General features: G+C 72.8%; 21 protein-coding genes. 11 read left to right on the plus strand and 10 right to left on the minus strand.

Annotation, left to right across the window (positions count from 1 at the left end):
* Positions 1-5 precede the first annotated feature (5 nt).
* Both A3IC_RS0132065 and A3IC_RS0132070 read right to left on the minus strand, forming a co-directional pair.
* Positions 6-515 (minus strand): mycothiol transferase, encoded by a 510-nt coding sequence (locus A3IC_RS0132065; RefSeq protein WP_020554177.1) that lies wholly within the window; start codon positions 513-515, stop codon positions 6-8.
* 85 nt (positions 516-600) lie between these two features.
* A complete protein-coding gene (locus A3IC_RS0132070; RefSeq protein ID WP_020554178.1) occupies positions 601-936 on the minus strand; it encodes a winged helix-turn-helix transcriptional regulator in 336 nt (111 codons plus the stop codon).
* A 221-nt stretch (positions 937-1157) separates the two neighbouring features.
* Between A3IC_RS0132070 and A3IC_RS0132075 the strand changes: the two genes are divergently transcribed.
* Positions 1158-1694, plus strand: coding sequence for a PPOX class F420-dependent oxidoreductase (locus A3IC_RS0132075; protein WP_020554179.1), 537 nt, complete (start codon positions 1158-1160; stop codon positions 1692-1694).
* Positions 1695-1730: 36 nt separating this feature from the next.
* Here the strand turns inward: A3IC_RS0132075 and A3IC_RS0132080 are convergent, their stop codons facing one another.
* Complete coding sequence (locus A3IC_RS0132080) at positions 1731-2675, minus strand: GlxA family transcriptional regulator (RefSeq protein ID WP_026218993.1); 945 nt, start codon at positions 2673-2675, stop codon at positions 1731-1733.
* Between the two features lie 246 nt (positions 2676-2921).
* Complete coding sequence (locus A3IC_RS0132085) at positions 2922-3764, minus strand: S1 family peptidase (protein WP_020554181.1); 843 nt, start codon at positions 3762-3764, stop codon at positions 2922-2924.
* 140 nt (positions 3765-3904) lie between these two features.
* Between A3IC_RS0132085 and A3IC_RS0132090 the strand changes: the two genes are divergently transcribed.
* Positions 3905-4903: a GlxA family transcriptional regulator gene (locus A3IC_RS0132090; RefSeq protein ID WP_026218994.1), complete on the plus strand. Its 999-nt coding sequence runs from the start codon at positions 3905-3907 to the stop codon at positions 4901-4903.
* Here A3IC_RS0132090 and A3IC_RS0132095 read toward each other — a convergent pair.
* Together A3IC_RS0132095 and A3IC_RS0132100 are read right to left on the minus strand one after the other, a co-directional pair.
* On the minus strand, positions 4852-6360 hold the full coding sequence (locus A3IC_RS0132095) for an ABC transporter permease (protein ID WP_026218995.1): 1509 nt from the start codon (positions 6358-6360) through the stop codon (positions 4852-4854). The two genes, A3IC_RS0132090 and A3IC_RS0132095, sit on opposite strands and share 52 nt — an antisense overlap.
* Positions 6361-6628: 268 nt before the next feature.
* Positions 6629-8335 carry a bifunctional 3'-5' exonuclease/DNA polymerase gene (locus tag A3IC_RS0132100; protein WP_020554183.1) on the minus strand — a complete coding sequence of 569 codons (1707 nt, stop codon included), beginning with the start codon at positions 8333-8335 and terminating at the stop codon, positions 6629-6631.
* Between the two features lie 581 nt (positions 8336-8916).
* Here A3IC_RS0132100 and A3IC_RS0132105 point away from each other — a divergent pair.
* From A3IC_RS0132105 to A3IC_RS0132120, 4 genes are all read left to right on the plus strand, one after another.
* On the plus strand, positions 8917-9219 hold the full coding sequence (locus A3IC_RS0132105) for a hypothetical protein (RefSeq protein ID WP_020554184.1): 303 nt from the start codon (positions 8917-8919) through the stop codon (positions 9217-9219).
* 248 nt (positions 9220-9467) lie between these two features.
* Positions 9468-9947, plus strand: coding sequence for a hypothetical protein (locus A3IC_RS57665; protein ID WP_052173912.1), 480 nt, complete (start codon positions 9468-9470; stop codon positions 9945-9947).
* Positions 9948-9999: 52 nt separating this feature from the next.
* Positions 10000-10146, plus strand: coding sequence for a hypothetical protein (locus A3IC_RS69040; protein ID WP_158696174.1), 147 nt, complete (start codon positions 10000-10002; stop codon positions 10144-10146).
* A gap of 743 nt (positions 10147-10889) precedes the next feature.
* The gene (locus A3IC_RS0132120) at positions 10890-13136 is read left to right on the plus strand and encodes a WD40 repeat domain-containing serine/threonine protein kinase (protein ID WP_079026806.1); all 2247 of its coding nucleotides are present in this window, start codon (positions 10890-10892) and stop codon (positions 13134-13136) included.
* A 327-nt stretch (positions 13137-13463) separates the two neighbouring features.
* Here the strand turns inward: A3IC_RS0132120 and A3IC_RS0132125 are convergent, their stop codons facing one another.
* Complete coding sequence (locus tag A3IC_RS0132125) at positions 13464-14057, minus strand: sigma-70 family RNA polymerase sigma factor (protein WP_020554187.1); 594 nt, start codon at positions 14055-14057, stop codon at positions 13464-13466.
* An 832-nt stretch (positions 14058-14889) separates the two neighbouring features.
* Entirely contained in the window at positions 14890-15669 is a 780-nt protein-coding gene (locus A3IC_RS57670) for a hypothetical protein (RefSeq protein ID WP_158696175.1), read from the minus strand.
* A 367-nt stretch (positions 15670-16036) separates the two neighbouring features.
* On the opposite strand from A3IC_RS57670, the gene A3IC_RS57675 reads away from it, so the two are divergent.
* The 4 genes from A3IC_RS57675 (at position 16037) to A3IC_RS0132165 (ending at position 20399) form a co-directional block, all read left to right on the plus strand.
* On the plus strand, positions 16037-16453 hold the full coding sequence (locus A3IC_RS57675) for a hypothetical protein (RefSeq protein ID WP_020554190.1): 417 nt from the start codon (positions 16037-16039) through the stop codon (positions 16451-16453).
* A 44-nt stretch (positions 16454-16497) separates the two neighbouring features.
* A complete protein-coding gene (locus tag A3IC_RS0132150) occupies positions 16498-18801 on the plus strand; it encodes a heavy metal translocating P-type ATPase (RefSeq protein WP_052173925.1) in 2304 nt (767 codons plus the stop codon).
* Positions 18798-19289, plus strand: coding sequence for a copper chaperone PCu(A)C (locus A3IC_RS57680; RefSeq protein ID WP_020554192.1), 492 nt, complete (start codon positions 18798-18800; stop codon positions 19287-19289). The genes A3IC_RS0132150 and A3IC_RS57680 overlap by 4 nt, the downstream gene beginning before the upstream one ends.
* Before the next feature lie 249 nt (positions 19290-19538).
* Positions 19539-20399, plus strand: coding sequence for a pentapeptide repeat-containing protein (locus A3IC_RS0132165; protein ID WP_020554193.1), 861 nt, complete (start codon positions 19539-19541; stop codon positions 20397-20399).
* Between the two features lie 198 nt (positions 20400-20597).
* Here A3IC_RS0132165 and A3IC_RS0132170 read toward each other — a convergent pair whose 3' ends face one another.
* Entirely contained in the window at positions 20598-21413 is an 816-nt protein-coding gene (locus A3IC_RS0132170; protein WP_158696176.1) for a hypothetical protein, read from the minus strand.
* 446 nt (positions 21414-21859) lie between these two features.
* A complete protein-coding gene (locus tag A3IC_RS57685) occupies positions 21860-23272 on the minus strand; it encodes an oxygenase MpaB family protein (protein WP_052173914.1) in 1413 nt (470 codons plus the stop codon).
* 215 nt (positions 23273-23487) lie between these two features.
* Here A3IC_RS57685 and A3IC_RS0132180 point away from each other — a divergent pair, with 215 nt between their 5' ends.
* Positions 23488-24090, plus strand: coding sequence for a dihydrofolate reductase family protein (locus tag A3IC_RS0132180; protein WP_106669080.1), 603 nt, complete (start codon positions 23488-23490; stop codon positions 24088-24090).
* The last annotated feature ends 21 nt before the right edge of the window (positions 24091-24111 follow it).

A 24111-nucleotide genomic window follows, 5' to 3' on the forward strand; every position in this document is an offset into this window, starting at 1 on the left:
ACGCCCTAGCGGCGCAGCAGGATGCCCCGGATGAACGCCGCCTGCCCCGCGTGCTGAAGGTCGTCGGTGATCACACTGACCAGCCGCACGCCCAGGGTGACCGCCGGCGTCCAGGCCTCGTCGACCACCCGGTCCAGGTCGGCGGCCGACAGTTCGCGCACGAAGGCGGTGGTCTGCTCGTGGACCGCGTCGTAGTAGTCGGTGAGCAACGCCGCCGAGTCGACCCGTACGGCGGCCACCGCCTTGGTGTCGTGCCCGTACCCGATCGCCCGGACCGGGAAAGGCAGTTCGAATCGGCCATGCCAGTCCTGCGCCGTCCACACCTGTTCCAGGCCCGCGACGTCCGAGACGTGGTCGTCCTGGACCCGGGCCAGATGCCAGATCAACCAGGCGATCGAATTCGCGTCGTCGTCGAGCCGCTCGGCCAATTGCTCGGGCGTCAGCCCCTCGACCGCCTCGTGCACCACCTCGCGCACCCGGCCGAACCCGTCGACCAGTAGCTCCGCGCTGTTCATCGAACTCCTCGTTTCGTTCCGCTCGTCCGTTCGATGCCCGGTGCGCCGGTTCACCCGGCAGCCACGCTCGACCCCATCGACCCTGCTACTCCTGCCCAGCCTGCTCCCCGTCGTACACCTGCCGGGCGGCCTCGATGGTCGGCCCGTGTCGCTCGGCCCAGCGGACCAGGCCGGTGAGCGACGCGGTCAACTCGCGCGCCACGTCGGTGAGCGTGTACTCGACTTTCGGCGGCACGGTCGGGTACACGGTGCGTGTCAGCAACCCGTCGCGCTCCAGCCGGCGCAGGTTCAGGGTGAGTACGCGTCGACTGATCCCCGGTACCGCGCGTTCCAACTCGGTGAACCGGATCGGACCCTCCGCGACCGACACCAGGATGCCGATGCTCCACTTGCCCGCGACGTGGTCGAGCGTGCCGACCACCTGACACGCGTTCGCCCAGGTGACTCGATCCGGGTCGGCCTCACGCTCCTTGTTCCGGTCGCCGTCCGCGGCTTTTCCGGCAGCGGCAACCCCTGTGACCTGGACAGGTACATCGGTGTTACTTCGGGATGTCAAAGTGCCTCCTTACGCGAACCGTCATGGTCACAAACAATCGACTCAACGAACAACGAGGCAACCGCCGAACGTGAGGACGAGAGACCATGAACGCCGTCGAAACCCCGCAGAACGAAGCCGCCACGACGGATCCCGCAGGTCCGGTGGGCCCCGCCGAGGAAGCCCCCGCCGGTCCCCCGCCCCGGCCGCTCACCGAGGACGAGGTGCTGGAGATCCTGGCCCGCGAAAGCATCGGCACGCTCGCGACGATCAAGCGGGACGGTCGGCCGCACCTGTCCAACATGCTCTTCGCCTGGGATCCGGCCGCCCGGGTGATCCGCTTCTCCACCACCGCCGACCGCGCCAAGCCGCACCACGTCCGGCGCAACGCCAACGCCGCGCTGCACGTGTCCGGCGGCAACGTGTGGTCGTTCGCGGTCGCCGAGGGGGATGCCGAGGTCACCGAGCCGTCCACGGTCCCCGGCGACGCCACCGGCCGCGAGCTGCTGGCCATGGTCCCGGCCGAGTTCCGCCCGGCCGACGAGGAGACCTTCTTCGCCGGTGCCGTCGCGGAACGTCGGGTGGTGATCCGACTGGCCGTCACCCGTCTGTATGGCACGGCACTGGACATCCCGGGCGCATGAGCCGGCGCGCCTCGCGTTGCCCGGAGCCCTACCCGACTACCCGCGATGCACTCGGCGGTAGGCACGCGGGGTGGTGCCGGTGAGGGCGCGGAAGTGCCGGCGCAGTGCGGCCGGCGAGGTGAATCCGGTACGGACCGCGATGCGCTCGACGGGGACGTCCGTTTCGGTGAGCAGGCGTCGGGCCTCGTCGAGGCGGGCGCGGAGCAGGTATTGGAGCGGGCTGAGGCCGGTGTGGGCGTGGAAGCGGCGGGTGAGGCTGCTGACGCTGGTCCGCGCGTGGCCCGCGATGTCGGCAAGGGTCAGCGGATGCCGCACATTGGCTTCCAGCCAACGCAGGGTGGGTTCGAGGCCCACACTTTCGGTGACTTCCCGGTCGATGGTGTCCCGGACGTCGTAGGCGTAGGTGTGCAGCGGTGTGAGCAGTTCGCGGCTGGTCTCGTCGGCCAGACGCCGGCCGTGGTCGCCGCGCAGCACGTACAGGCAGACATCCAGGCCGCCGAAGACGCCCGCCGCCGTCAGGAACGGGCCGTCCTCGACCATCGTGCCCAGTGGGTCCACCTCGATCCCGGGGTACCGGCCCGCCAGTTCCTCCAGGTGCCGCCATCCGGTCGTGGCGCGGTGTCCGTCGAGGAGTCCGGTCGCGGCGAGGGTGAACGTCCCGGTGCCGACGGCGGCGATCCGGCTCCCGCGCGCCGCCGCCGCACGCAGCGCGGCCGCGACACCGGGCGGCGGCTCGTCGCGATAGCCGTCGTGTCCGGGAACCAGTACGACATCCGCGTCGGCGAGACCGTCGAGGCCGAACGGCGTGTCGATCCGAAGTGCGGCCGGGGCGCCGGTGGCCCGCAGGCCGGGAGCCGCGCACAGCCTGAGTTCGTACACCACGCCCGGGTGATCACGGCAGGCGGTCCCGAACACCAGACCGGGGGTGGTGAGTTGATGCCCCGGGACTCCGTCGAGGGCGAGGACGGCGATCACTGACATACCTGGAATCTAGTGCCGCCCTGCTTCGAATCCTTCGGTACCGCGGTCGGCGCGAGCCGCGTCGGGGGGATCATGCCGGGGCCGCACCGGTGGGCCGGGTCGCGTGGGGCACGCTCGGGGCGGGGCCGACCGCACCCGGCCGGTGGCCCGGGCGGCCGGGTCGAGTCGGCCCGGCCCGGAGCGGGTCGCGGACCGCGCCGGTGGGCCGGAACGGGGGCCACCGGCGCGGGTTCTCCGCTCTTCGGGTCAGTGGTTGTGGCGGATCGTCTTGTGGATCCAGTCCGAGTAGACGGTCACATTGGTGTAGAGGCCCGGGCCGGTCGCGCAGCCCTCCTTGCCGTCACCGTCGCCCGACGTGGTCCCGATCAGCTCCCAGCGGCCGTCCCGGCCACGCTGGAGCTGCGGACCGCCCGAGTCGCCGAAGCACGCCATGGCCCCGGGCTTTTGGCTGACGGTGCACAGTCGGGTCGCCCCGGCGCGGTCGAAGCATTCGGCTTCGGAGCCCCGGCGGGTGTCCAACTGCTGGAGCCGGTCGGGGAACACCGCGTGCTCGATGTCCTTGTCGACGGTGGTGCCGAAGCCGAGAATCCGGGTCGGCGTGCCGACGGGTCCGGCCTTCTTGGCTATCTTGACCGGCTTCTGGGCGACCGGGCGATCCAGCCGGATCAGCGCGAGGTCGTTCTGGTTGGGGTCGTCCAGCTTGTAGCCCGGGTGCATCACGATCTTGTCGATCTTGCGGACCGTGCCTCCGGTGGTGCGGTTCGGGCTGCCGATCCGTACCGTCCCGTCCAGCACGATCGGCAACTCGGCGGTGTCGACGCAGTGCGCCGCGGTGAGGACCCACTGCCGGTCGATCAGAGTCGCCCCGCACTGGGCGTCGACTCCTGCCGCGACCTCCGGGATGGACGCCATGAACGGGTAGGGCTGCGTCGAATCCTGCCCGTTGATGATGGCCCCGGCGCTGCCGGCCATCGCGGTGGCGCCGAGCACGACCGCCGCGCCGACCGCCGCCAGCGATTTCGCGAGCAGGCGGCGGCGGGGGCGTTCGGGGCGGGCATCGAGGGTGGGCCGGGAGCTCGAATGGGGCATGTGGTGACCTTTCGAAGATGGTGGTGCTGCCGAACACGAGCCGAACGTCCCCCCGCGTCCGTTCTCGTTCCAGTCATCCTCGATGCCGCGCCACCAACGAAAACAGCCGTTCCAATGTCATCCTCGGCTAGATTCCGGACATGCCAGTGATTGCCGTCCTCGCCCTCGACGGGGTCCCGGGACACCAGCTCACCGCACCCGGACTCGCCTTCGGCACCGCCGCCCGGCATCACCCTCCGGTCGCCTACGACGTGCGGATCTTTACCGCTCCGGGCTTCGAGGCGACGGGCGGCCTCGCATCCTTCCACATCGAGACCCCCTGGGGACTGGACGGATTGGCGAGCCTGAACGACTCGGACACCGTGCTCCTGCCGGGACACACCCGCTTCCGGGACGCGCCGCCGCCGGCGGTCGTCGACGCCCTCCGCGCCACCGCCGCGCGCGGCTGCCGCATCGGCACCGTCGGCACCGGCACGTTCACGCTCGCGGCCACCGGCCTTCTCGACGGGCGCCGCGCCGCGACCAGCCGCCGGGAAACCGCGGAACTGGCTCGGCTCCATCCGCGGATCGAGGTCGACCCCGAAGGCTCGGTGGTCACGGACGGGCCCTTCCACAGCGCCGCCGGCGTCCTCGGGGGCGTCGATCTCTGCCTGGCCCTGATCACCCTGGACCATGGCGTGCCGGTGGCCATCGAGACCGAACGACAACTGTTCCTGCAACTCCACGACCCGACCGCCGACCCCGCGGGCGATGCCGCGGCAAAGGCGGCATGCAGCGCCTACACGCCGCCCGGCAGCAGCATCGCCCCGACGACCAGGTGGATGGAGGCCAACCTCCGCCACCCACTGACCCTCGACGACATCGCCGCCCACGCGGGACTGGGCGTACGCAGCCTCACCCGTCGCTTCCACACCGAAACCGGGCTCACCCCGCTCCAGTACCTGCTGCGCACCCGCATCCAACGTGCCCAATGGCTTCTCGAGCGCACCGAGGACCCGGTGGAACGAATCGCCACACTCACCGGCCTCGGCACACCGGCCAACCTCCGCCGCCACTTCCAACGCCTGACCGGCACCACCCCCAGCACCTACCGCACAGCCTTCCGCACCTTCGTCACCAACCTCACGGGCAGGGGGTAAACCCCGCAGCAGGGCCCGCGCGGGGGCATGGGGGCGGACGGGGCGGGGGGTTCGGGGCGGGCGGCCTCGGAGCGGGGCTGAGCGGGCGGGCGGGGACGCCGAGGCAGGCGGGTGTCGGGGCGAGCGGGTCGGACGGCCGGAGGCGCCGAGCCAGGCAAGCATCGAGGCGAGCGGAGCATGCGGGCGGGTCGGGCGGCCGGAGGCGCCGGGGCAGGCGGGTGTCGGGGCGAGCGGGTCGGACGGAGAACGTGGGGTGAGCCCAAGACGGTCGGTTCGCGGGTGGTCTCGCGCAGCACCGTGGTCACGAGCAGCACGTCACCGGCCATCGCCACACTCGGCATCAACGCGGCAGCGCCCGAGGCCATACGACGCGTGGCCGCCGCGGAGTCGGCGTGGGCGAGCCATCCGGTGGTCCGACCCACGAGCGCCACGAAGGCCCCGATCGCCCGTTCGAGCCACCGGGTCGGCGACGGAGCGAGTGGGAGCACGGCCAACGGGAGCAGCAGGACCAGTACCTGGAAGGCGACGCCCACCTCGCCACCGATCCGCTGGTTCGGCACGAACAGGACACCCGCGCCGGCCGACGCCGGTACGGCCAACAGGATTCGCGGCCAGCGGACCGGGCGCCGAGGCTCGCCGACGTCGGGCAGCGCGTCGATGGGACGGGTTCGTCCGGCGTACCGCGATGCCGCCGTCGCGGCGAGCAACGCCCGGAGCACCCCGACCCCGGTTCCGCCGAGGAGGGCGAACGCGTCGACGGACACGGTGAATTCGGCTGGGATCCCGGCCCGCTCGACGAGCGCTTCGCGCAGCGTGTGAGCGAGCGGAACGCCCAGGGCGACGCCGGGTACGGCCGCGAACGGGGCGACCGGCAACGCCTCGCCGACCACCATCCGACGGATCTGCCCGCCGGTCGCCCCAGCCGCCCGTGACAAGGTGAACTCCCGGGCCCGCCCCAGAGCCGACAGGCCGAACGCACCGGCGATCGCGCACACCGCGACGAAGGCGCCCACTCCGCCCATCGAGCCGAACAGCAGCGTGGCGTCGGCAAGCGGCCCGGCGACCTCCGGCGTGCCGGCCCCGGCGGCCTCGTGGGCGGTGGGCAGCTTCGCCCGCACCGTACGAACTCCGCCGTCCTCTGGCGTATCGGCGGCGCCGAGCGTGACCGCCGGTGCGAGGGCGGCCGACGCGTCCCGGACCCGATCGGTCAACTCACCGGTCCGCACGCCCGGTTCGGCGATCACGCCGACGAACGCGAACCGATCCGGCGAGCCGGCCGGCCGTGCGGCGGTGGCGTCCGCGAAGAACACCGTGGCCCGGGCCGGACGTGCGTCCCGGCCGGGCGGGGCGGCCACGCCGGTGACCCGACAGCCGGCGACACCCTCGGCGGTGACCACCCGGGTGTCGGCACCCGGTGCCGGCCTGCCGGCGCGGCCCGGTCCGATCCGCCGCGCCACGCCCGGGCACCCACAGGCCGGTCAGCACGAACGCCCGGCCGGCCGCGATCCCGGCCCCGAGCGGGAACAGTCGCGCGGCCAACGAGGGCGGCCCGTCCCCGAGCAGCGTGGCCACCACCGTGGGTACCGAAAGCCCCGTTGCGAGCCCGAGTACCGCCCACCCCCGCCGCCGCATCGGGCCACGGTGTCGTGCCCACCCGGCCGAGGAACGGGGCCCACCTGCGGCTACACCCGGCGCACCGTTTCCCCGAGTGCGGCGTCCGGACGCCTACTTGGCCTCCGCGTACGTATTCACCACCACCGGCATCAGCGGCAACAGCACCGGGGTGTCGCCGAACACCAACGTCCGGGCCTCGGCTGCGGCCTCGACGATCGCAGCGGCCACCGCGTCCGTGAGGTCGGCCGGGCTGTGCACGATGATCTCGTCGTGCTGGAAGAAGACCAGGTGCGGGCGCCCGGACGGCGCCGCGTCGTACGCGGTGAGTCGGCGCCGCAGTGCGGCGAGCAGGGCCAGGGCCCAGTCCGCCGCACTGGCCTGGATGACGAAGTTGCGGGTGAAGCGGCCTCGGGCGCGGGCCGACCGGGCGCCGGCATCGTCACCGCCCCGGTCGCCGCGGTCCCCGGACGGTTCGAGCGTGCCGCCCTCGGCCAGGTCCAGCCATTCCGAGGACGGCGGCGGGCAGGTCCGGCCCAGCCGTGAGCGCACGATGCCGCCCTCCTCGCCGGTGCGTGCCGCCGCCTCCACGTAGCCCATCGCGTCCGGGTACTGCCGCCGCAGCGTGGCCAGCAGCGGCCCGATGTCGCCGCTGGTCTGTCCGTACATCGCGCCGAGCAGGCCGAGCTTGGCCTTGGCCCGGTCGCCCTGGAAGGCGGCCTTGGCCAGCGCCTCGTACAGGTCGCCGGCGGCGGCGGAGCGGGCCAGGCCGGAGTCCTGGGACATCGCGGCCAGGATGCGCGGTTCGAGCTGCGCCGCGTCGGCGACCACCAGCCGCCAACCCGGGTCGGCCACGACCGCGCCGCGCAACACCCGCGGGATCTGCAACGCGCCGCCGCCGCGGCCGGCCCAGCGGCCGGTCACCACGCCGCCGACCACGTACTCGGGGCGGAACCTACCTCCCCGTACCCAGGTGTCCTGCCAGGCCCAGCCGTGGGCGGCGTGCAGGCGGGCGAGTTCCTTGTACTTGATCAGCAGGTCGGCGGCCGGGTGGCCGATGTCGCGCAGGTACCACGTGCGGGTCGAGGTGAGCCGGACGCCCTGATCGGCGAACGCCTTGATCACCTGGGTGTGCGAATCCGGGTTGAACGGCCGCCCGCCCAGCGCCGCGCGCAACTGCTCGGCCAGGTCGGCGAGTCGCTGCGGCGACGTCCCGGAAACCCGGGGGCGCGCGCCGAGCAGTTCGGTGAGCAGCGCGTCGTGTACCTCGACCCGCCAGGGCAGACCGTCGGCGGCCATCTCGGTCGCGACCAGGCCACCCGCCGACTCGGCGGCGACCAGCAGCCGAAATCGCGAGCGCCGGGTGGGATCCTCGATCGCCTCGATCCGGCGCAACTGGTCCGCGTGTACCGCGACCACGGCATCGAGGGCATCGGCGCCGGCGGGCAGCCGTTGACGGTCGGGGACGAACAGGCTGTCCTGCGCGTCGGCGGCGCCGATCGGCAGGTCGTCCGGTACCGGCAGGCCCTCGATCCGGGCCCAGGCCGCGCCGAGCGAACGCGGCTCGCCGAACCGGCCCTCGTGCGCGAGCAGCAACGACTCGACCAGCGCGAGGTCGTGGCAGCGTGCGACCCGGGTGGGCAACAACGGTGCGTACGCGCTTTCCGCCGAGGCCCACACCCACCTCGGCGGCACCGGCGCGGCCTCGAAATCGGCGATCGCCGCGATCAGGTCGCCGACCTGCGTGGCGGGCCCCAGCGGCACGCCGTCATCGCGCAACGGCTGAAGCCGACCTCCGTGCCCATACGCGTCCGGCGCCATCGCTACCCGAGGCGCAACCGACCTCAACACGCCCGCAACCACACGCCGCCGGCCGACACACCGCACCCGACCCGATCCACGACCGACCACCTCCCGACATCCAATACGGACGAATCCCCCACATTCAACACCCCGCCAACCGCCGCACCTTACCCGCCCACACCGACACCACCGCCCTGACACCACCGAGCCGAGTCCCCCGAGGACAACGCGGGCCCGCTTGTGCGCGGGCGGGCGCAATGAGTGGCTGCGGAGCGGGCAGGCGGGCGCGGCGCGGGCAGGCACGGCGAGTGCAGCGCGGGTGGGCACGGCCCGGGTAGGCGCGGCCGGGTGGGCGCGGGGCAGACAGGCGCGGCACCGTGACCGGCGACTCCTGCTGCCGTCCGAAAGCGGTGTGGGTCGGCGCCGGCGCCGGTGGGTGTAGACGCGCGCCGGGGCCGGCGTGGGTGTCGGTGGGGGCGTGGGGGGCGGGCCGATTCGGGGACGTTAGGTTCGTGGGGTGCCGGTCGATCCGCGCGGCGGGGTCACCTCGCGGTGGGTCGATCGGGTGTGCTCGCACGTCGATCCGAGGAGTGTCTCCCATGGCCCGCATCCCCACCGCCGCCGTCGCCGCCGCCGGTTTGGTCGGCGGCTACGCCGTTGCCCGCTACACCAGGAAGCGCCCCTTGGGCGGCGCGGTACTCGCCGCCGCCGGCGTCCTCGCCGCCAAGGGCTGGCGCGAGCAAGCCGGGACGCCGACCGCCGCCGCACTGACCGGGCTGTACACGATCGCGTTCGGCGCCTCCCACCCCCTCGCGAAGAAGATCGGCGCCTGGCCCTCGGTACTCACGGTGGCCGGCACCGTCGCCGCCGCGTCGTACTCCCTCGCCGATCGCAAGGCATAGCCCCACGCCGCTGCGCGAGCCACCGGCGCGATCCGGTACCGGAGCGTGCCAACCGGCGCGTGCTCGGTTCCCTTGGCCGAGGGACGAGGGCGCTCGGCGCAATCGGGAGGCGATGCGGATGAGGAGGCGGAACACTTCGCCGAGTGATCACGATGCAGCCCGTCACGGCTTCCTGCCGCTCGGCGGTGAGTTCTCACCCGCCGAGGTCGGGACGGCCGTGATGCGCATCGCGGATTGCGACGACAACGATGCCGACGGCGACGGTCCGCCTTGTCCGGCGGACGCACTCGGCTCGTTCCTTCACGAACTGCCGACCTTCGACCACCTCTTCGCGGCCGGGCGGCCTGCGGGTCACCGACGACTCCCCGGGGGTCACCTTCCTGCCCGGCTGCCGCGACGGACTCCAGGACCGGCGCGACCGGCACCGGCTCGTCGACGACGGCGGCCTGCTCGGCTTCGGCCACGGCCCCGTGTCACCGGTTGCGGAACGCTTCGGCGATACCGTCCGGCTCACCCTCGACGCCGAGCAGAGCGACAGTCCGATGGTCGAGCTCTCCGTCACCGAGCTCCGCCACCTGCTCGCCGGTGCGGAGCGCAACCCGGCCGACTTCCTCACACCGGCAGCCGGCTGGGCCTCCGGACACCTGCCCGGCCACCGCGATCCCGCCACAGCCGCCCTCGCCCGCGTTCCCGACCTTCCCGCGCCGGCCATACCGCCGAAGTCGTAGGAGGGTGGGCCCGGCTTCGACGGCCAGGAAGGCGGGGCTCGGGATTGTCATCGTGTGCCACGCGACGAGTGTTCGTGTGCACCTGCCCGGGCACTCCGACGTGCACGCCGACGCCCCGAAGGGCAACCGCCACCTCGACGTTGGCAAGGCCGTCGAGAAGGCCGTCATCCGCCACCGCGCCCTGCTGCGCACGTCATGAAAGGACGGCTTCCACGCCGTCGTGATCCCGGACATGGCAGAGCCGGCACCGGGGTCCGTCGACACGTTCGATCTCCCGGGGCGGAACGCATGCGCACCCACGTCGCCCTTTTACTCCGCACCGTCCTGACCGGAACCGCCGTCGGTTGCACCGCCCAGGGCGAACCAGGGACGTCGTCGTCACCGAGACCGTGACGGCTGGTCATGTATCGGTCGACGCCACAGCAGTTGCCCGGCGTTCTTCGGGCGCTTCCGCGCCGCTGCCGGGACGAGGTGTTGCCGCTCGCAACCGGGCGCGAGCCAGTCCGGCAGCGCGTTGCACGCGTCCGTTGTCGAATCCATGCGGCGGAGCACAGGCGGGCCGCCCGACAACCCGGGCCGACGCGCGGCCGGCGACAGGGATGCCGCTGCCCCCGGAGCCGGCTGTACGGCGAAGCCCGCTCCGACCCCGACGGGTTCGGCGGCCGACTCGCCCGGGCTCGCGAGTTGGCGGCCAAGGAACGAAGCCGGGTGAGGTTCGCCCTCGTCCCTCGGCCGACGACGCCTGCCGCCGAGGGAGTTGCGCACCGCGCGCTGTGTGGCCTCGACCCGAGATCGGGTGAATCGGTCGGCGTGTTGCCCGCGGGGGTTCCACTGCCGACCGGTCCGCTTGTTGACGCCCTCGCACAGGAAGGGTGTGATGTGGGGTCGTCCGCGTGACAGGGCGGGTGCGTGGAGGGCGTGGGTCCCTCCCGGAACGGGGGCATGTGTCATGGAGCCTTTGGGCGGCGGGGATCCGCGGCGGATAGGCCGGTTCCGGTTGTTGAAGCGGCTGGGATCCGGAGGGATGGGCCGTATCTCGGCCGCGACCCGAACGGGGCGGCCGTGGCGGTCAAGGTGGTGCGCGCGGAACTGCTGGAGGACGGCGGGGCCGAGTTCCGGCGCAGGTTCGCGCGGGAGGTGAAGTCGGCGCGTGCCGTGGACGCGGCGTTCACCGCCCGTATGGTGGATGCGGACCCGGACGCCGAAATACCCTGGCTTGCCATGGAGTTCGTCGCGGGCATCGCGTTCGGTGACGCGCTGACCAGGTTCGGGCCGCTGCCCGAGGCATCGCTGTCGGACCTGGCGAGCGGGTTGTTCACGGCACTGAACGGGATCCACGCCGCGGGGTTGGTGCACCGGGACGTCAAGCCGTCCAACGTCATGCTCGCCGCGGACGGGCCGGTGGTGATCGACTTCGGGATCGCGCGATCGGCCGGCATGACGGGCCTGACCCGCACCGCGCAGACGGTGGGGACCCTGGGCTTCATGTCGCCGGAGCAGTTCGAACGCTCCGACGTCGGACCGGAGAGCGACGTGTTCTCGGCCGGTGTGGTCCTGGCCTACGCGGCCACCGGGCGCCCACCCTTCGCCGGCGACACCCTGCCGGTGCTGTTCGCCAACCTGACCATGCGCGAACCCGACCTCGACGGCCTGCCCACGGGACTCGTGCCCGTGGTCCGGGCCGCGCTCGCCAAGGACCCCGCCCACCGCCCCACCGCCGGACAGGCCCGCGCGCTGCTCCCGGCCCCACCCACCCGGGTCGGCGCGGACCCCGGATGGCTGCCCCCGGCGCTGACCCGGGCCGTGCTCCAGGTCGCCACCACCGCGCTCGCCGCGGTCGACCCCGCGCCGCCGCCGCAGGAGATCTCGACGACCGCCCAGTCGGTGTTGGCGTCGCCGGTGGACGGCAAGGTGGCCTCGGAGCCGGCCGACGCTCCGACACGGACCGACCCCCTCCCGCCCCGACGCCCGGATGGCGTCCCCCGCGACGGCGACCACGGCGGCGCTCGCATCGACCGGCGACCCGATCGGGTCCTCGATCCGGGCGAGGAGCCCGCCGGGAAGCCACCGACCGCCGACGCGGCCGGCGCGGGCCGTGGGCGTGCCGTGCGCCTGTCGATCATCGGCTCGGTGGTCGGCCTCGCGGTACTCGGCGGCACCATCGCCTGGAAGATGTCGTCGTCACCACAGGACCGGGCCGGCGGCCCCAGCGTGTCCCAAGGCAGCACCGGCGCCGGCCGCGCATCGACACCCCGGCAGACTGCTCCCACGCCCCCACCCGGCCTGATCGCCGTCCTGGCCGTCCAGAGCGCGGGCCCGCAGGGCATGCCCAACGCGGTCACGAGTGTCGCGTTCAGTCCGGACGGCTACACCCTCGCCACGGGCGGCACCGACGGCACCATCAGGCTGTGGAGCACGCGATCCCACCAGCAAAAAGGCCCGCCCCTCGAAGGAAACGGCGGCACGATCGCGACCATGAGGTTCAGCTCCGACGGCCTCCTGGCCAGTTTTGGCGGCGACAACACCGTCAGGCTGTGGCGCGACAACAAGCAGATAGGCGAGCCCCTCGACAGCAAGTTCCGGGTCGGCGTCCCGAGCCTGGTGTTCAGCCCGGACGGTCGCTTCCTGTTCACGAGCGCCGAGAAGGGATCGACACGACAGTGGCTTGTGTCCACGCACCAGCAAATGGGCCCCGATATTCCCACCTACGACGTCCGCGACTTGGCGTTCAGCGACAAGAGCACCTTTGCCACCGCAGGTTCCAGGAAGGGCGACCCCGTACGGCTATGGGACCTGACAACGAAGGCCCCGATCGGTGAATTCCCCGCCGACGGCGGCATCTACGCCGTGGCCTTCAGCCCCGACGGACACATCCTGGCCACCGGAAACAGCCCGACCGGCACCACGCGGCTGTGGGATGTGCAAAACCGCCGACAGATCGGCGAACTCCCCGACGGCAACATCTCCACCGTGGCCTTCAGCCCCGACAAACGCACCGTGGCCACGGCGAGCGACAGCACCTTGGGCGGCCGCGTACGCCTGTGGGACCTGGCGACACTGCAGCAGGTCGGGGAGTTCCCCCGCGACGACGTCCGCGCCATGGCGTTCAGCCCCGACGGCCGCAGCCTGGCCACCGCAAGCGACACCGACGGCACCGTAACCCTGTGGGAAGTCCCCGCCCGCCCATGACCGGTGGAACGAGCCCGGGCGACGAAGAACGCGCCGGGCCGGCGCCCGCTCCCTCGCGACCCGGTCCACACGGCCGGCCGTTCCGCCGCGACCGGAGGTGCTCGCCGATCGTGAGGCGTGACCCGGGCGGCTGCGCGAGCCGGAACCGGCGGAGCGCGTCGACCCGCGCGACACTCACGCGCACGCCCCGGCTCGACGCCCGCCCCGCCCCGACTCGGCCCGGCCGGCGTGCCTTTCCCGTGCCGACGAAGGCGCTCGCGTCGATCGGGGGCTCGATGGGTTCGATTCGGGCGAGGGTTACCCAACCCCCGCCCGAATCGGGTGGGTTCAGCCGCGGCAGTGGGTGGTGGCCGGGGAGTGTGTCGGTGCTTCGTAGGCGCCGGCCTCCGCGTCGCGTAGCAGGGTGATCAGGTCGCTTCGGGCCCTGGCCACGCGGGATCGAACGGTACCGATCGGGCAACCCGCGATGGTCGCGGCCTCGGCGTAGCCGAAATCCAGCACCTGGGTCAGCACGAACGCCTCCCGGCGGGCCGGGTGCAGCGCGCCGAACAGGTCGTCCAGGGCGAGTCCCTCCTCGAAACCGGGACGGGAGGTGTCCTGGCGACGCTCGGCGACTTCGACCCAGTCCTCGACCGCGGCGGTCCGCGGCCGGGCAGCCGCCGCACGATAGCGGTCGACCACCGTGCGCCGAGCGATGGACAGCAGCCAGGTGCGGACCGAGGACGCCCCGGTGAATCGGGGAAGGGCCGTCCAGGCGCGCAGATACGTCTCCTGGGTGAGGTCGTCCGCGCTCTGTACGTCGGTCAGATACGCCACGAAGCGCCACACGTCGCGGTGTGTACCCCGGACGAAGTCGTCCACGGCGTCCGCGTCGCCGGCAGCGCCCGCCAGGGCCCGTGCGGTCAGGTCGAGGTCATGCACCGGGCACCCCCACACCCGGGAGGGAGTACGTCGACCGGTTCGTGGTCGAGGATCGCCGGGCCCGGTGCGCGGCTGCGGGTCGGTCGAGCGGAGCGTGGGCTCTCACGGCCCGATCCGTGGGCGGTGTGTGGTCGTCCCACGCCGCCGGCCCCACGCGCGCGGCATGCGCGGGGTACGCACGATGCGTGCGGTGTCGATCGCCTGCCGGTGGCTGGTCGGCCCGGCGTGCCGGGTGGTCGGAAGGATGCAAGGAAGTCACGTTTCACGTCCTCGTCATGCGAGCGGCGATCGATCGGCCCCGAGGCGGATCGATGCCGAGCTGGTGGGCGGGACGCCCGCCGGAGCCGAGTGCGGCGTGAGCCGCGGGCTCGGTCTCGACGGCGGTGCGCGAATCACCCGACGGCGCCCGGGCACGCGACCGGTCCGCTCGGCGCGCGGTGTCGGCTTCGGACACGGCGACGGGCGAGTCGGCGCGATGGGCGCTCCTCGGGTGGCGGGTACGCCCGGGTCCACCGACGGCGCCGCGGCCGAGTTCCGGGTCGGCGTCGCGGCCCGCGGGGTGTTCGGTCGCGGCTGCTCACCGCGAACGTGGGCCGGTGCACCGGCACACGATCACGGGCGCGGTACTCGCTCTCGTGGGCGCGGAAAGCCGACGCGGACCGGGCACCCGTTGGGGCGCGGCCCTGCGCCGTGCGGCGGCCACGAATCGACTACGCGCGCCTGGGCACTCGCGAACACGCACCCGTCGGCAGGGCGCCGGACACGCTCACCACACCGAAGGCGGGGCGAACGCGACCGGATCGTGCGAATACACGCGGGTCGGGTGGACAGCTCAGGCGAAGAGCGCGGCGGGCGGCCCGCGACCCGGCAGCGGTCGGCAGACCCATTTCGGGATGGCCCGTTCGCCGCGATCGCGCGCGCGGGGCATCCCCGGCAGCCGGGTGGCGACCGGCGCCGTCCAGGCGCCCACCAGGGCGAGCACCACGGTGCCCGCCATCGTGGCGAGCAGGCGCAGCAGTCGGAAGACGGCCTTCTCACCGTGCCGCAGCCACACGCCGCAGCCGAGCGCGGCGAGCACGTGCGCGGCGAACATGCCGCCCGCGCCGTTGCCCATGACCGCCATCAAGGCGCCGTCGTGGTTCATCCCACCGGCGGCGACCGTGTGGTGGCCTCCGGACGGTGCTCGACCGAAGCCGGCCGCCTCCGGTGATTGCCCGGCCAGGTTCGGGTCCAGGCGCATCCGGATCAGGAGTTCGGCGACCGACCGGGTCGGCGCATCGCCGGGTCGGTCGTCGTTGCACAGCAGGATCTGAAGCCACTGGTCGCGGAAGCGGGCCGCGCCGGTCGGTTCGGGAACCGGTTGGCGGGCCAGCGTGAACAACGTGTGCAGGCCGGCCTGGGCGGCCAGTACCGCACCGGTGATCACTCCGAGGCCGCGCTCGCGATCGGCCACGGCCCAGGCGAGGATGCCGATCCCGACGCCGGCGCCGACGGGTGCGGCCCAGTGGACCGGCGCGTCGGACATCAAGGTGTGTCCGAACAACGCGAGCAGCACGCAGATCACCGCGAACATCGCGGCGCGAACGGCTCGGAGCACGGACCGGGCAGGCATGGTGACGTCATGTTCCCATCCGCGGGCTCCACCGGAACCCTCGGGTGCCCGGCCGGTTCCCGAACTTCTCCCGAATCCTTCCCGAACCGGTCCCGAACGCGCCTTCGGGGCAGGCCCGTTCCGGGCCTGATTCCGGGTAATCCTTGTAAAACCTGCTCTTCCTTCGTAATTCGTGCTCTTCCTGGGCGAATACGGTCCTCTTTCGGCGCCGTTCGGGAATCCCGGTCGGCGGGGGAACCGGAGATCATCGCCGACCGACTACCCGAATGCCCCGCCCGACGCTCGACGCCCGCCTTCGACGCCCACCCGTGCACACTCCCGTGCAGCCCTTGTCCCGTCCCGCCGTTCGATCCCTGGAGCCCGATTCATGCCCGTGTTCGCCGGCGGACCCGATGCCCGGAACCGCCCCTGGCCCCTGTCGTTGCGTACCGGTACCGCGCGTCCCGCCGTGAACGCGGCCTCGGGATCGGCCCGGCCGACCTCGGCTGCCCGGACGGTGCTCGCCTTCCTCGGCCTGCTCCTGCTGTTGTTCGCCGTCGCGTTCGCGGTCGGCCGCCAAGCCGGGCCGGTGGCCCCCGATCTGCGCAAGCCCGGCCCGCCGCGAGCCCCGGTGCCGATGGGCGAGGAGGGCGGCGGCGGACACGGCCGGATGGGACTCGGCACACCCGCGGGCGCGGCGCCCGCTCTCGCGCTCGGCGCACCCGCCGGCCCGACACTCACCCTCGCGTTCGGCGCGCTCGCCGGTCCCGCGCCCGCCCTCCCGCTCGACGGAGGTGCGCTGTGACCACCTCGGCGGCCCTGCTCACCACCGACGTCACCGTGTCCGGGATGACCTGCGGGGCCTGCGTGAACCGGGTCGAACGGCGGCTGTCCCGACTGGACGGGGTCAGCGCGACGGTCAATCTGGCCACCGGTCGAGCGCGGGTGGTGCATCCCGCGTCGGTGCCCGTGGTGGACCTGCTGGCGGCGATCACCGAAGCGGGCTACTCGGCCACCCTGACGACGGCCACACCCACCGCGCCCCGACCGGCCGGCGCCGAGGAGTCGGATCACGGCCGGCGGGACCTGTTGCTGACCGCCGCGCTCGCGATCCCGGTCCTGGTGTTGTCCATGGTGCCCGCGTGGCAGTTCACCAACTGGCAGTGGTTGTGCCTGACGTTGGCCGCGCCGGTGGCGACCTGGGGGGCGTGGCCCTTCCACCGGCGGGCTCTGCACGGGCTGCGCTATGCGGGCGCGACCATGGACACCCTGGTCAGCCTGGGTGTGCTTGCCGCGTTCGGGTGGTCCCTGTGGGCGCTGTTCGGGGGCGGCGCGGGCGAACCGGGGATGCGGATGGCGTTCGCCCTGCTCCCGTACGCGACCGACACGCAGGCCCACTCCTACCTCGAAGTGGCGGTGGCCGTACCCCTGTTCGTCCTGTTCGGCCGCCAGCTGGAGGAACGGGCCCGCCGGAGCACCGGATCGGCGGTGCGGGAATTGGCCGCGCTGGTCCCGGACGAGGCCGCCGTGCTGCACCCGGGCCGGGGCGGCCGGGAGGTCGAGGTGACCGTGCCGACCGCGTCCTTGACGGTCGGTCAGGTATTCGTGGTGCGGCCGGGCGATCGGGTGCCGGCGGACGGGGTCGTGGTCGAGGGCCGCTCCGCGTTGGACGTGTCCCATCTGACCGGAGAGAGCCGGCCGATGGAGGTGGGCCCGGCGGACCCGGTGCCCGGCGGGAGCGTCAACGAGGGCGGCCGGTTCACCGCGCGCGCCACGGCGGTCGGCGCGGACACCCGGCTCGCCCGGATCACCGCCGCGGTCGAGGAGGCCCAGGCCGGCAAGACCGGTGCGCAGCGCCTCGCCGATCGCATCGCGGGCGTGTTCGTGCCGTCCGTGTTGGCAACGGCGGTGACCGTGCTGGGCTTTTGGCTCGGCGCGGGCGGCGATCCGCAGGCCGCGGCCGGGGCGACGATGGCCGTGCTGGTGGTCGCCTGCCCGTGTGCGCTGGGCCTGGCCACGCCCACGGCGATCCTGGCCGCGACCGGTCGCGGTGCCCGAATGGGCGTGCTGATCCGCGAACCCGCGGCTCTGGAACGGCTGCGCCGGGTGGGCACCGTCGTGGTGGACAAGACCGGCACGCTGACCACGGGCGGCATGAGCCTGCTGCGCCACGAGCCGGCCCCGGGGGTGGATCCGGGCGAACTGCTGTCCCTGGTCGGCGCGGTCGAGGCCGCGTCCGGGCATCCGATCGGTCGAGCCGTGGCCCGGGCCGCGACCGAGCGGTTCGGCTCGTTGCCGCCGGTGGCCGACTTCACGGCCGAACCGGGCACCGGCGTACGCGGCCTGGTGGACGGGTCGCGGGTGGCGGTGCTGCGGCCGGGCGCCGAGGACGTGACGTCGTTGCCGGCGAACCTGCGGGCGGCGCTGTCCGAGGCGGACGCGGCCGGGGACACCGCCGTGCTCGCCACGGTGAACGGCACGCCGGCGGGGGTGTTGGTGTTGGGCGACTCGGTGCGTCCGGAGGCGGCCGGCGCGATCCGGGCGCTGGACCGGCTGGGCATCACGGTGGTCCTGGCCACCGGAGACCGTCCGGGGCCGGCGCGCGCGATCGCCGACGCGGTGGGCATCGACGAGGTGCTGAGCGAGTTGGATCCGCACGACAAGGCCGAACTGGTCCGCGGGCTGCGCCAGGACCAGCCGGGCCGGGCGATCGCGGTGGTCGGCGACGGGATCAACGACACCATCGCGCTGGGCGAGGCGGATCTGGGCATCGGGATGGGTGGCGGTACGGCCGCGGCGATCGGCGCCGCGGACGTCACGCTGGTCGGCGACGACCTGACCGCACTCGCCGACGCGATCCGGCTCTCCCGGCGCACGACCGGCACCATCCGGGCCAATCTCGGCTGGGCGTTCGGCTACAACGTGGTGCTGATCCCGGTCGCGGTGACCGGCCTGCTCAATCCGATGCTGGCCGCCGCGGCGATGTCGGTCAGCTCGCTGGCGGTGGTGGGCAACAGCCTGCGGCTGACCCGATTCCGCACCGACCGCCGTCCCGAGCACCACGCCGACCACCGCACCAAGCGCAGCGCCGACCGCGGTACCGATCCCCGCACCGACCGCCGCTCCGACGACGCGAACCAGGACCAGACGTGAAGCCCCTCGCCCTGCTCAAGACGGTCGCCGGCCCCCTGGTGGCGGCCACCCTCGCACTGACCCTGCTCACCGCCTGGACGGCCGGTGGCCAAGCCGGCAGCGCCCCGAAGCTCTCGATCAGCGACGGCCGCGTACACCTGGCCACCAACGCCGACGCGACCTCCGCCTACTTCACCATCCGCAACTCCGGCGCATCCGACGACGAACTCGTCTCGGTCAGCACACCCATCACCACCGACGTGGGCTTCAGCTTCCACACGTACAGCGGCTACGCCGGTCGGATGTGGATGACCGAGTCCCTGCCGATCCCGGCCAACGGTCTCCTGGGCATGACCGCCAGCGGCGCCAACATCATGCTCGGCACACCCCCGAAGCTCACCCCGGGCCAGATCGTCGCGTTCACCCTCCGCTTCCGGCACAGCCCACCGATCCACACCACGGCCGTCGTCGTCCGCCCCGGCACCTGGACCCCGGCCAGGACGACCTGACCGCCGGGGTCATCGCCGCCGCCGGCCCGGGCAGCACGCCGATTCCCCCTGTACCGCCCTGTACGCCCGCCGCGCCCGGACACCGTGCGGTGGCATCGCGCAGTCCGTGGTCACCGCAGAGCAGCCCCGCGGCGCGGACGACCGCCCCGGCGAAAGGTCGGGAGCCGACCGGGGACAATGGGAGATCATCCCGAGCGCGCGGCGGAGCGGCGGCTCGCGGCATCCCGATCCGGCAGGAGTCCCCACACCGTGTCCGACCAGCGCGAACCCGCCGTACCCGGCCGGCAACCGGGCCTCGTCGACGAACGAGCCGACAGTCTGCGCGCCGACTGCGCGAACTGCTTCGCGCTGTGCTGCGTCGCGCCCGCCTTCGCCGCCTCGACGGACTTCGCCCTCGACAAGCCGGCCGGGCGCGCCTGCCCCAACCTGCGCTCGGACGACTTCGGCTGCGGCGTACACACGCGCCTGCGCGACATCGGCTTCTCGGGCTGCACGGTCTACGACTGCTTCGGCGCGGGACAAAAGGTCGCCCAGGTCACCTACGCGGGGCAGGACTGGCGCCGGGCGCCGCATACCGCGAAGCAGATGTTCCGGGTGTTCCCGATCATGCGTGACCTGCACGAACTGCTCCGGTATCTGCACGAGGCGCAGTCCTTGGCACCGGCGCACCCGATCCACGGCCGGCTGCGTGCCGCCTACGAGGACACCGAGCGGCTCACCCGGGGCGAGCCCGCCGAGCTGCTCCGGATCGACATCGGGGCACTGCGGCAACAGCTCAACCCGCTGCTGCTGCAAGCGAGCGAGCTGGTCCGGGCCGGTGTCGGAGGCAAGAGGAAGGACCGCCGAGGCGCGGACCTGATCGGCGCCCGACTCAAGGGGGCCGACCTGCGTGGCGCGAGCCTGCGCGGGGCGTACCTGATCGGCGCCGACCTGCGCGGTGCGGATCTGCGGCTGGCCGACGTGATCGGCGCCGACTTCCGTGACGCGGACCTGCGCGGCGCGGACCTGACCGACGCCCTCTACCTGATCCAGTCCCAACTCGACGCCGCCAAGGGCGACCCCCACACCACCCTCCCCCCGACCCTCACCCGCCCCACCCACTGGACGTAACCGTCGCGCACGCCCGTCCGGGGAGGCGATGCGGTCGAAAGTGTCTTCGGTCCGGTCGTGGGTCCGGTCGTCGTCGCTGTCGGTCATGGCGCCGACCCCGCCGGGCATTCCTGAAGAGTTCGTGAGAGCCGACTGAACCGGTCGTGATTCGTGATCGATTCGCGAATGCTCGCGGGTGCTCGCGGGTGCTCGCGCGGCTCACCCGTCCCGCGTGCCGTACACCCACCGCACCTGGTACACCCCGTTCGCGACCCGATCGGACCGGGCTCTCAGGAGCTGCGCGATACAGGTCGGCCATACGGTCGTCCGAGACCAGATCACGCCCGCGAGCAGGCCCGGATCGACCGCGTCCAGTCGGGACAGGTCCACCCCCGACGCGTCGACCACCTCGGCCCGGACGTCGTCCTCCAGGCAGGTCGCGAGCCGGACCGCCGCAGCGGTCGCCGCGAACGCGTCCGTGCCGGGGATCGCGCCCCGCGGCGCCGACCCGTCGGGCGCGGCCGTCTCGCGCAGGAGGGCTTGGGCCGTGTCCAGCGCACGCGCGCTGTCCGCGAGCGCCGTCGCCAGCGCCGCGGCGAGCGCGGTCGGCCGCAGGGATGCCGAATGCGGCAGGTTGCTCAGGCGGTTGCCCAGGTGGCGGGCCTGACCGGCGGCCAGCGACAGCGCGATCAACGCCTCTCCCCGCCGGTGCCACGCCCCGCCCGAGAGCAGCGAGTCGAGCACGCGGAACGAACGTCGCACCGCTTCCCCGTGCCCGAGCACCCCGGTGTGGATCTCCCGGGTCCGGGCGCGCAGTTCGATCGCGGCCTCGACCGGCCCCCGGCCGACCGGCGCGCACGGTTCCGGGCCCACCGGGTCCCCACGTTCGAAGGTGTACAGCACCCGGCTCATCGCGTCCGCGAGCCGAGCCCATGCCCGGCTCTCGACCGGCGGATCGGCGACATCATCCGCGGCCGACAACGTACGCGCGTCGCACTCGGTGAACGTGCGTCGATTCCGGTCGGAAATGTTCATCGAGCCGCCTCCGCTGTCACATGTCGCGAACCGCACGTCGAACCGCGCGTCGAACCAGAGGACCGAACAGAAGGCGCCGCGCACAATTCGAACACGAATCGAACACATTCGGAAAGGCCCAGCACGAAAAACGGCCGGTGGAACCGCTTATGCGTGGCCCGCAGGCGCAGGATGATCGACCCGGATCGGGCGGGATCGCGAGGATGAGAAAGGCGCTTTATAAACAAAGCCACACGCCTATCCTCGTGGTTCACGATATCAGCCGTGAAGCCCTTTTCTCCATGAATGTGACACCCACAGTCACCTCACGAATCCCTCGCGTGACCCTTCCCGCCGGGCGCACGCACGGCGCATGTCCGGGGCGCGTCCGGCGCGCACACCGAAGGGCTCATGCGCCGACGGGCCGAGGGCGCGAACCGGCACCGGGCCCGTCGACGCACGCCCGCTCAGGCCCGGCCGAGCACGTATTCGAGCGTGTCCGAGCGAGCCCGGCCCAGTACGCTCTCGCGCAGTGCCTCGGCGAACTCCTCGACGGTGACCACCCCGTCGCCGTCCGCGTCCATCGCGTGCAGCCAACCGATCCGGTGCGGGGCCATGTCGTCCGCACCGAGCAGACGCGCGTAGTCATCCTGATCGATCCGGCCGTCCCCGTCCCGGTCCACCGCGGCGGCCACCCGGACCATCAGCGCGGCCATCGCGGCCCCCGGCGCGGCCTCGGCGAGCACCCGGTACTCGTCGGCGTCGACCACGCCGTCCCCGTTCGCATCCGCCGTCGCGCGCAACTCGTCCCACCACGCGTGAAAGGCCGCGTACATGACCTCCTCGTCCACTGCGGCCAGATCCAGTCGATCGCTGAACACCCGGGCGAGAGCGGCCAGGTCGGGCCAGGACAGCACCCCGTCGCCGGTCTGGTCCAGGATCCGCACGAACAGGTCGGCGAGTTGTGCGGCCGGGTCGGCCGAGCGATCGCGCGGACCGAACCGACGCAGCCCGCGCCCGGCCTCCCGCCTGGCCGCGATGTAGGTCGCCGCGAGCGGCATGTACACCCACTTCGTGGGCAGCAGATCACTTGCCACCGCGACGGTTCGACACGCGAGCGACACCGCGGTTCGGGCGCCGAACGGCACCCGGACGCGCTCGCCCAGCCGCTCCCGATAGATCGGCGGCAGGGTCGTCGCGACGGCGGTGCGGATCGCGCCGCCCAGCACCGCGCACCCGGCCGACCACACCGCCTCGGGGACGAAGGACAACTGCGCCGGCGCGGGCAACCGCCCGAGCGCGTCCAGCAGTTGCTCGACCCCGCGCCCGGCCGTCAGCTTCTCGCGCACGGTCTCGTCGAACCAGACCCGGTATTCCGCCACCGTGTCCGGCATCGCGCTCGCCGGCACCCCCAATTGCCGTCCCACCAGCAGCCATTCCGCGTACAGCTCGGCCTGCCGCTCGTCGTCGAGCGGATCGCCCCCGAGTTCGCACATCAGCACCATCGCGTCGAACACGGTCAGGTGCACCCATGCCTGCGCCTCCGGGTCGAGCGCCGAGTACGCGCGTCCGTCCGGATCCACGCCGTTGATGTGCCCGTGCAGCCGGCGCAGCCGATCCGCCTCGCGCTCGCGGTCCGCCTGGTCCTGGTAGAGCAGCCGCTGCAGGCTGAGCAGAGTCTGCTCGACCCGGCGCCACGGATGCCGCCGGTAGGTGGAGAACTCCACCACACCGGCACCGACCACCGGATGCGCGGTCTCCAGCACGATCGCCCGACCGATGGTGGTCAGCAGGCGCCATTGGCCCAGGTAGCGCCAGCTGAGGGAGCCGGCGCCGGGGAAACGTTCGGGGTGGTCCGGCATTCGGGGTGTGTCCGACATATGCGGCCTCTCTCGCGCCGATCGGCATGTAGTCAAGACGATACAATTCGTCACCATGTGTCGTGGTCGATCCGCAAAACCGCCGAACTCGGGTCGCGGGCCGGCTCCACCGACCAGTTTCGGAAGCGGTCACGATCCACCTCACCGAGACTGGAAGGGCCGACCCGGCCAACGCTGCCGGTGCCGGTCGGGCCACCGCCGAGGAGGGCAGCCGGATGGCAACCGTGATGGCCGAGAAGACGATGTCGCTGGACGGGTTCATCGCCGACCCGTCGGGCGGCGTGGCGGAGCTGTTCGACTGGTACTCGAACGGGAATGTGGAGACGCCCGCACCGGGCGGGGGGATGACGTTCCGCACCTCGGAGGCCAGCGCCCGGCACCTGCGCGAACTGGTGGTCAACACGGCGGCGGTCGTGACCGGACGCCGCCTGTTCGACCTCACCGACGGATGGGGCGGCAGCCATCCGATCGGCGTGCCGGTGTTCGTGGTCACCCACCACGTACCCGAGGACTGGGTCGCCGCGCATCCGCACGCGCCGTTCACGTTCGTCACCACCGGTGTGGAGCACGCCGTCGCGCAAGCCCGGGCGGTGGCGGGCGACCTGTCGGTGGGGGTGGGCGGCGCGGACATCGTGCGCCAGTGCCTGAACGCGGGCCTGGTCGACGAGATCGTGGTCAATCTGGTGCCGGTGTTGTTGGGCTCGGGCATCCGCTTCTTCGACCATCTCGCCGACACCCCGATCGAGTTGGCGGCGACCCGGGTGATCGAGGGCCGGCGGGTCACGCACCTGTACTTCCGGGTGGTCCGCCAGGGCTGAGGTCCCACCGCGCATCCGAAA

The organism is Embleya scabrispora DSM 41855 (assembly GCF_000372745.1).
Classification (GTDB): domain Bacteria; phylum Actinomycetota; class Actinomycetes; order Streptomycetales; family Streptomycetaceae; genus Embleya; species Embleya scabrispora.